The organism is Polaromonas sp. AET17H-212 (assembly GCF_002379085.1).
Lineage (GTDB): Bacteria > Pseudomonadota > Gammaproteobacteria > Burkholderiales > Burkholderiaceae_C > Polaromonas.
Genome location: NZ_NBZW01000054.1, coordinates 1 through 8,378 on the forward strand (window position 1 = coordinate 1; position 8,378 = coordinate 8,378).

Sequence of the window (8,378 nt, forward strand, 5' to 3'; positions counted from 1 at the left end):
TATTACGATACGGCCTATTTCAAACTTCTCGTCGGCGAATTGCCTTTCGCCTTGCCTGGAGCAGCCGTGGGCGCGAAGGTGATGACGGAGTTCGTCGAAAAGCATGGGAAGGATGTGTTCGACAAGCTTGGTGTCAAGAACATGGGGATTGTAGTTTCGGATCCTTACGTGATATTCAGCAGCAAGCCGATCCGCACGTTCGATGACATGAAAGGCGTGAGGCTGCGGGCTGCGGGCAAGGCTTGGGTGCCGATCGCCCAGGCCTGGGGTGCAGTAGCGACGCCGATGCAGCCGGAAGAGGCGTATACCGCGTTGGAGCGCGGCACCCTTGGCGCGATGCATTACACCCCGGCCGGCGCATTGGGTTGGAAGTATTTTGAGGTGGCCTCCTACGTCACCAAAATCAACTCGCCCACGGTGGTTGTCAACATGATCATGAACAAGACGTTCTTTGAGAAGCTGCCGGCGGACTTGAAGAAAATGTTCGACGAAGAGTTGAATCCTGCCCTGGCGACCATGGTCGCGGAAGTGTATGAGCGCGGTGCTCCGGCTGCCCTGGAAAAAATGAGCGCGTACTTCAAAGCCAAGGGCAAGGGTGAGATCATCACCTTGGCACCCGAGGAAAAAGCCAAATTCATCGCCCCCGCCAAGCAGGCATGGGAGGACTGGGTGAAAGAGGCCAACAAGCGCGGCTTGCCCGGCGAAGCACTCCTTGCGGATTACAAGGCCATCATGAAGAAAAACGCAATTCATGATGTTGTTGATCGCCTACGCGGTGGCGGCACGGCTTTTAGGGCTCGCGCTTCCTGCCGAAGTTGAGCTGATTGAACTCACCATGGGGACCATGGTGATGCTGGGACTGGCTTACACCGAAAAGGTGCAGGGCCATATCACCGTCGGATTGCTGGTGGATCAATTGTCTGCGCGCTGGCAGGCTGCCGCAGATATGTTGGGCGTAGCACTGATTTTTTTGGCCTGCGGGGTAATTGGCTGGGTCACCCTGGAAGTGGCCGTTGAGTATGCTACGACAAACCCATTGTCCACTGACTATTTGTCGATTCCGCTTTCACCGTTCAAGTTCATCATCGGCTTCGGTTTTTGGTTGTGGGGCTTGCAAGCGATTCTGCGTATTCCAACCATCCTGCAGAATGCCCGTGAAGGCCGTGTTTCCGTTGCTTCAGGGGGGCACGCATGAGTCACCTATCCGTTGAAATAGTTGGATTGCTCGGCATCGGTCTCATGTTTCTGCTGATGTTCCTGCGGGTGCCCATCGCTATTGCCATGGCTGTGCCGGGCATCATTGGCGCCTGGTACCTGCGAGGCTGGGTTCCGATGAGCACTTTGCTGAACACGATCGTGTGGAATCGTAGCTATCACTACACTCTGACCACTATTCCCATGTTCGTACTGATGAGCGAGTTGATTTTCCTGTCCGGGATCAGCGACGATTTGTTCGCGGTATTCCGCAAGTGGATGGGGCATATCCGAGGAGGGTTGGCACTGGCCACGGTCGGAGCATCCGCGATTTTTGCAGCCGCCTGCGGTTCCAGCATCGCCAGCACCGCGACCATCGGCATTGTTGCTTCCAAGGAAATGCAGAAGGCCGGGTATTCAGACGTCTTGGGTAGCGGCGCGATCGTAGCGGGGGGTACCTTGGGTATTCTGATCCCGCCCAGCACCGCGTTCATTATCTACGGCATACTGACCGAAGAGTCGATCGGTAAACTGCTGATTGCCGGAATTCTGCCGGGAATCCTGCTTACCGTGTTGTATATGCTAACGATCTATGGCGCGGTGCTGGTACGTCCCAGCATGGGGCCGGCGATGGAGCGCAGCTCATGGCGGGACCGGATTTTCGGGCTGCGCTCCATATTGTGGATTGCCATCCTCTTCGTTGTCGTCATCGGCGGCATGTATGTCGGCTTATTCAGTCCGACGGAAGCGGCCGGCGCAGGGGCTTTGGGTGCGCTGATCATCGCATGGATACGTGGCCGGATGACCTGGGGCAACCTGTTCCAGAGTCTGAACAACACGGTGAAGGTGACTGCATTCCTGTTCGCCATCATTCTGGGCGCATTCATCCTCAACTACTTCTTGGCGATCACCCGCTTGCCGGCCAACCTGGCGGATTTTATTAGTACATTGAACATGAGTCCCGTTGCCGTGCTACTAATAATTTTACTGATGTACGTGTTCCTGGGCGCCATCATGGACGCCCTCGCGATGGTGGTGATTACGATTCCGATCTTTTTGCCAACATTGAAGGCATTGGGTTTTGACATGATCTGGTTCGGCGTTATTGTCGTGGTGATGATCGAGATGGCCTTGATAAGTCCGCCGGTCGGGATGGGATGCTTTGTCCTGAAGGGAGTTAATCCGGGTCTGTCGATGGGCAGTATTTACAGAGGAGCGTTGCTGTTCATGCTGCCGATCATCGTATTGATCGGGTTGCTGATCGCGTTTCCGGATATTGCGCTACTGTTACCTCGCTTGATGGACTGACCTGCAAGCAGATCATCCATAGATGTTGGTATATGGATCGCGCATTCTCATCCATGTAGCAGCGACGTCAAATCTTGGAGAACCAATCCTCATGAGCTCGAATCATCGCAGAGTCTATCGCCACGCGGAACTTGACCGTATGTTCGCCCCAAAAAGCGTTGCGGTTGTCGGCGTGTCACCGACTGCAGGTGCGTTTGGCTCGAGAACGCTTGCCATCCTGGAGCAGGCAAAATTTGCCGGCCCTATCTACCCTGTCAATGCCAAGTACGACCGGATCGGGGAGAGGCAGTGCTATCCATCGATCAAGGCATTGCCCGAGACGCCCGATTGCGTCATTATTGCCGTCCCGCGAGAAGCCGTGGAGCCGATCGTGGTGGAGTGCGCCGAACGCCGCGTCGGTGGGATCATCATTTACTCTTCGGGCTATAGCGAAACCGGAAAATCAGACCGTGAGAAGCAGCAGGCGAGACTGGTTCAGATTTCCCGCGAGTCCGGCGTGCGCATCCTCGGCCCGAATTGCATCGGCGCATTGAATTACAAAAACGGCTTTCATGCCACCTTTGCGGCTGTACCCGATGCCAGCCTGCCTACATCGCGCCCCGACGCAATCGGACTGGTCAGCCAGTCGGGTGCGCTTGGCTTCGCCTTGTCACAGGCAATCGAACACGGCATATCCTTCAGCCACGTACTCGCATGCGGTAACGCCTGCGACGTTGACGTGGCGGATGAGATCAGCTATCTTGCCGATGACCCGAATTGCAAGGTCATTGCTTGCGTGTTCGAAGGCATGTCCAACCCGAGTCGTATCATTGAGGCGGCAGAAATTGCCCATGTCGCGAACAAGCCGGTGATCATCTATAAGATGGCAACGGGAGAACAAGGTGCCGCCGCCGCCATGTCCCATACTGGCTCGCTCGCGGGTTCCAATGCGGCGTATCGCGCTGCCTTCAAGCGCGTCGGTATTATCGTTGTCGATAACTTTGAAGCCCTCATTGAAACCGCCGCCTTCTTTGGCAAGGCATCGCGGCCCAAGGCGCCTGGCGTCGCTGTGGTTGCGACTTCGGGCGGTGCGTGCATCATGGCGGCTGACAAGGCGGAACTCTACAACGTGCAACTGCCACAACCGGTTGCAAAAACTCGCGAGGTGCTTGAGAGGGTTGTCCCAGAATTTGGCTCGCCCAAAAACCCATGCGACGTGACGGCACAGGTGCTCGGATCCCCGGAAAGTCTGCATGCCTGTGTCGATGCGCTCATGAGCGACGATACTTTTGGTGCGCTGGTCGTTCCTCAACCTCTTGCCTATGCGATAGCGACGGCACGCCTCAAGATTTTCAGCGAGTCGGCCAAGCGTTACAACAAAATCGCGTGCGCTGTCTGGCTTACCGAATGGATGGAGGGTCCCGGTGCGATCGAAACTGAGCTCGATCCGCACGTTGCGATGTTCCGCTCGATGGATCGGTGCTTTGCCACGCTCGCTGCATGGAACGAACGAGAGCAGTGGATGCGCGCGCAGCCGCGCAAGCTGGCACGAGCTTCCGGAACTGAAGCCGCGCAGACCGCAGCCAAACTGCTCGACAGTGCGGAAAACAATATTCTCACTGAGCGCGAAGCTAAAAAAGTATTAAGTGCCTACGGGATACCGGTGGTCGACGAAGAGCTCGTTCAGTCCGCCGATGACGCGGTCACCGCCGCCAACGGCATGGGCTATCCGGTGGCAATGAAGGTCGAGTCGCCCGATCTCCCTCACAAAACTGAAGCCGGTGTTATCCGACTCAACCTGAAGACTGAGGCTGAGGTAAGGAGTGCCTATGAGGCAGTCATGGCCAACGCCAAAGGGGTATCGCCACCGCCGAAGATCAACGGCGTGCTGGTGCAGCCGATGATCCCGGCCGGCACTGAAATCATGGTGGGTGCGAAGGTGGATCCGCTGTTTGGTCCCTTGATCGTTGTCGGCTTGGGCGGAATTCTGGTCGAACTGCTGAAAGACACGGTGCTCGACCTGGCTCCAGTCAATCACGACGAAGCCTTGGCAATGCTGGGTCGCCTGAAAGGAAAAGCGGTGCTGGCCGGCTTTCGCGGCTCGGAACCGGTGAATCTGGACAATCTCGCCAACATCGTGTGCAGGCTGTCGGAACTGGTCGCCGATCAGAAGGAGCGTATTTCAGAACTGGATGTGAATCCTCTGATCTGTTCAGGTGAACGCATCATCGCCGTCGACGCGCTCATCGTCACACAGCATAGTTAGCGGTGCTGTCTCGATACGGATTTCACTCGCTTGATGGACCAAAGAATTAGGAAAGATACCATGAACGGCGAGACGCTCCAACTGGAGATCAAGGACAACATAGCCTGCATCACGCTTAACTGTCCGGAGACGCTGAACGCGCTCAGCATGCGGTCACTCATCGATTTCCATGCGAGTCTGAAGCAGGTGATCGCGTCGCATGAGGTCCGGGCGCTCCTGATTACAGGAACGGGGCGTGGCTTCTCCTCGGGCGTCGATTTGACTGCGCCCAGGCCCGGGCTGAATCCCGACGATCCGGATGAGCTGTTACGCGACTACTTTGCGCCTACGTACCAGTTGCTCAAAGACCTCAGGATTCCCACCGTTGCTGCAGTCAACGGCGTATGCGCCGGTGCGGGGGTGAGTCTCGCCCTCAGTTGCGACATCGTATTGGCGGCCCGCTCCGCCTACTTCGTCCAGGCCTTTGTGAATCTAGGACTCGTGCCCGACACGGGCGCAAGCTGGCTTGTCACCCAGGCAGTCGGGAGCGCACGTGCTACCGGGCTCATGCTCCTTGGAGAGAAGCTTGCCGCGGAGACAGCCGCCGATTGGGGGCTCATCTGGAAATGCGTGGATGACGACAAGCTGATGCAAGAAGCCAGTGCGATTGTCAACAAGCTTGCCGTCGGCCCGACAACGACCTATTCCCTGATCAAGCGCCTGATGAGAGACGCGAAGAACAACAGTCTGCGTGATCAGATTCTGCTAGAGAATGAATGCCAGAGCTTGGCGCGCAAGACCGAGGACAACGCGGAGGCCAGAAAAGCCTTTGCAGAAAAACGCAAGCCGGTCTACAACGGGCGATAGGAAGGGGCGTCGCGCGAATGGATTTGAGCGGTATCGTCGATAACACCCTGCTTGGGATATTGTGTTTCGAATTTGAGTGTACGAATAAGGGGAGAAAGAAATGATTGATTTGAGTGCGCGCATAGACGCGTTCACGGAAGAACAGCAGATGATCCGTGACAGCGCCGCATCGTTTTATGCCAAGGATTCTGATTACCATCGCGTCCGTGCCCAGCGCGGACAGGCACCGGGATACAGCACTGACGTATGGCGCGAGATGGCCTCCCTCGGCTGGCTCGGGTTGCGCCTGCCCGAGAAGTTCGACGGTAGCGACACATCGTTTTCACAGACCGTGCTGCTGCTGGAGCAGATGGGGCGCGGGCTTGCGCCCGAGCCTCTGACGGCGGTTGCGCTGGTTGCTGGCGGCGCAATCCTGTACGGCGACAACGAACCGTTGAAGTCACGCGTACTGCCACGACTCGCGTCCGGCGAATTTACGTCAGCGCTCGCGTGGCAGGAACAGGCAGCCAGCCAGCGGCTGGAGCCGGTCGCAGTCGTCGCGACACAGAAAGACGGCAAAACAGTCCTGAATGGCGCTAAATGTTTCGTGCCGGTGGGCGATGCTGCCGATGCGTTCATTGTTTCAGCGAAGACGCAGAAAGGCACCGCTCTGTACCTGATTGACAAAGGCACACCTGGCCTCTCGGTGCAGTCGAAGCTGCGCGTTGACGGCGGGTTTTGGAGCGAGCTGCGGCTTGACAACGTGAACGTCGAATCCGATCACACGGTTGCATCGGAAAGCGTGGGCGCAGCGGTGCTGGAACGTGTGATCGATGAAGGCCGAATCGCGGCGAGCGCAGAGTTGGTGGGTGTGATGACCCGCGCGCTGGAAATCTCGGTCGAATACATCAAGATACGCGAGCAATTCGGCCGCCCGGTCGGCAGCTTCCAGGCACTGCAGCATCGTGCGGTGGATTTGCTCATCCTGACTGAACTTTCGCGTTCGGTCCTGCTCCAGAACGCTGCGCTATTTGACACCACAGTTGATCCGGTACAACGAGCTGTGGCAGCCAGCCAGGCCAAGGCACGCTGCTCGGATGCGGCGCTGAAAGTGGTCAAGGGTTGTGTCCAACTGCACGGTGGCATCGGCTACACGGACGAATGCAACATAGGCCTGTTCCTGAAGAAGGCGATGGTTCTCGCGGCATGGCTAGGCAGTGCGGACGAACATCGTCGCCGCTACAGCAAGCTCGCGGCGGAAGAAGGTGAAGGATGCGATAGCGGCGGGGCAGAGGATGGCGCAATGGCATCGAAGCGTCAATGGATTGAAGAGAACTTTCCGCAGGAATTCCGTTTCCCGCCGGATCGCTTGAATGCATCCAAGACCGAAACGTGGCATCGCAAGCTCTATGAAATGGGCTGGGCTGCTCCCGGCTGGCCGAAGGAGCATGGCGGCATGGGGTTATCGGCGTACGAACAAGTGCAGTTGCAGGAAGAGTTCGACCGGGTCGGGATGAATATTGTTCCAAATTTCGGGGTCGTCATGCTTGGGCCGCTTCTCATTCGCTATGGGACCGAAGAACAGAAGCGAACCTACCTGCCGAAGATTCTGTCGGGAGAAACCCGCTGGTGCCAGGGTTATTCGGAACCTGGGGCTGGGTCCGATCTTGCCGGGTTGCGCATGACTGCGGTGCTCGAAGGCAAGCACTTCGTCGTTAACGGCCAGAAGACATGGACTTCTTTTGCGTACGAAGCCGACAAGATATTCCTGCTAGTGCGCACTGACAAGACAACAAAGAAGCAAAAGGGGATCAGCTTCCTTCTCGCAGACATGGATTCCCCCGGCATCACCGTGCGGCGCATCACCAATCTCACCGGCAATGCCGATTTCTGCGAAGTCTTCTTCGAAAACGTCAAGGTGCCGAAGGAGAACCTCGTCGGCAACATCAACGAAGGTTGGACTATGGCGAAATCGCTGCTTGGCTCGGAACGTATCATGCTTGGTAACCCACGCTTGGCGAAGTATCCGTTGAAGCTGCTGCGCGAATATGCGCGGTCGCGCGGCCTGTTCGACGAACCCGTGTTCCGTGCCAAGTTTGTCGAGTTACAGCTGGACATCGAGGATCTGAGCGTCGCCTTCGTACGGTTTGCCGATGTCTTGCGCCGCGGTAAGGAACTCGGTGCAGAGGTATCGATGCTAAAGGTCTGGATCACGGAAACCTTTCAGCGCGTCACCGACTTGATCGTCGAGACTTGCGCTGAAACAGCCACTATCGATGACACATTGGTTCTGGGCGAACGCGCTCGGCTGCACCCGGCCAACCTGTATTTCACGTCTCGTCCGGCCACTATCTACGGTGGGAGTAGCGAGATCCAGCGCAACATCCTGGCAAAAGCGGTTCTTGGTTTGCCAGCCTAATTTTTCATATTAATAGGAGACAGTAGTTATGCTTAAGTTTATAAAGACACTGACAGTTGCATCAGTTTTGTCGCTCGGCGCAGCTCCGGCAATCCATGCCCAAGAGCCGATCCAACTGGAATTCGGTTACTGGGTTGCCAGCTCGGCACCCGCCGCAGTCGGCGCCTTTGAACCCTGGAAGAAACTGGTGGAAAAAAAGACCAAGGGCCGCGTCAAGGTGAATCTCTATCCTGGTGGCGTATTGGGGAGTTCCAGGGCCGTGCTGGACGATGTCAAAGGCGGCGTTTATCACGTGGGATATGCAGTCCCAGCCTATTATTACGATACGGCCTATTTCAAACTTCTCGTCGGCGAATTGCCTTTCGCCTTGCCTGGAGCAGCCGTGGG

At 56.9% G+C, this 8,378-nt stretch carries 6 protein-coding genes and 1 pseudogene; all 7 read left to right on the forward strand.

Translation table 11 applies throughout. The features are described 5' to 3' along the window. Positions 1-819: TRAP transporter substrate-binding protein (locus B7G53_RS21985; RefSeq protein ID WP_176491450.1), on the forward strand; the 819-nt coding region annotated here is incomplete at its 5' end. After that, positions 752-1,195, forward strand: a complete 444-nt coding sequence (locus B7G53_RS21990; protein ID WP_096671735.1) for a TRAP transporter small permease subunit — start codon at positions 752-754, stop codon at positions 1,193-1,195. The genes B7G53_RS21985 and B7G53_RS21990, both read left to right, overlap by 68 nt. Continuing rightward, on the forward strand, positions 1,192-2,502 hold the full coding sequence (locus B7G53_RS21995) for a TRAP transporter large permease (RefSeq protein WP_096671737.1): 1,311 nt from the start codon (positions 1,192-1,194) through the stop codon (positions 2,500-2,502). Before B7G53_RS21990 ends, B7G53_RS21995 begins: the two co-directional genes overlap by 4 nt. A gap of 139 nt (positions 2,503-2,641) precedes the next feature. After that, positions 2,642-4,747 carry an acetate--CoA ligase family protein gene (locus tag B7G53_RS22000; protein ID WP_255250132.1) on the forward strand — a complete coding sequence of 702 codons (2,106 nt, stop codon included), beginning with the start codon at positions 2,642-2,644 and terminating at the stop codon, positions 4,745-4,747. Between the two features lie 60 nt (positions 4,748-4,807). Beyond that, entirely contained in the window at positions 4,808-5,593 is a 786-nt protein-coding gene (locus B7G53_RS22005) for an enoyl-CoA hydratase-related protein (protein WP_176491451.1), read from the forward strand. A 100-nt stretch (positions 5,594-5,693) separates the two neighbouring features. Continuing rightward, complete coding sequence (locus tag B7G53_RS22010) at positions 5,694-7,991, forward strand: acyl-CoA dehydrogenase (RefSeq protein ID WP_096671743.1); 2,298 nt, start codon at positions 5,694-5,696, stop codon at positions 7,989-7,991. A gap of 28 nt (positions 7,992-8,019) precedes the next feature. Continuing rightward, positions 8,020-8,378, forward strand: a pseudogene (locus tag B7G53_RS22015) (hypothetical protein); the annotation flags it as partial.

Coding starts and splice junctions, on each gene's coding strand:
- B7G53_RS21990 (WP_096671735.1), top strand. CDS start 752: ATGATGTTGTTGATCGCCTACGCGGTGGCGGCACGGCTTTTAGGGCTC.
- B7G53_RS21995 (WP_096671737.1), top strand. CDS start 1,192: ATGAGTCACCTATCCGTTGAAATAGTTGGATTGCTCGGCATCGGTCTC.
- B7G53_RS22000 (WP_255250132.1), top strand. CDS start 2,642: ATGTTCGCCCCAAAAAGCGTTGCGGTTGTCGGCGTGTCACCGACTGCA.
- B7G53_RS22005 (WP_176491451.1), top strand. CDS start 4,808: ATGAACGGCGAGACGCTCCAACTGGAGATCAAGGACAACATAGCCTGC.
- B7G53_RS22010 (WP_096671743.1), top strand. CDS start 5,694: ATGATTGATTTGAGTGCGCGCATAGACGCGTTCACGGAAGAACAGCAG.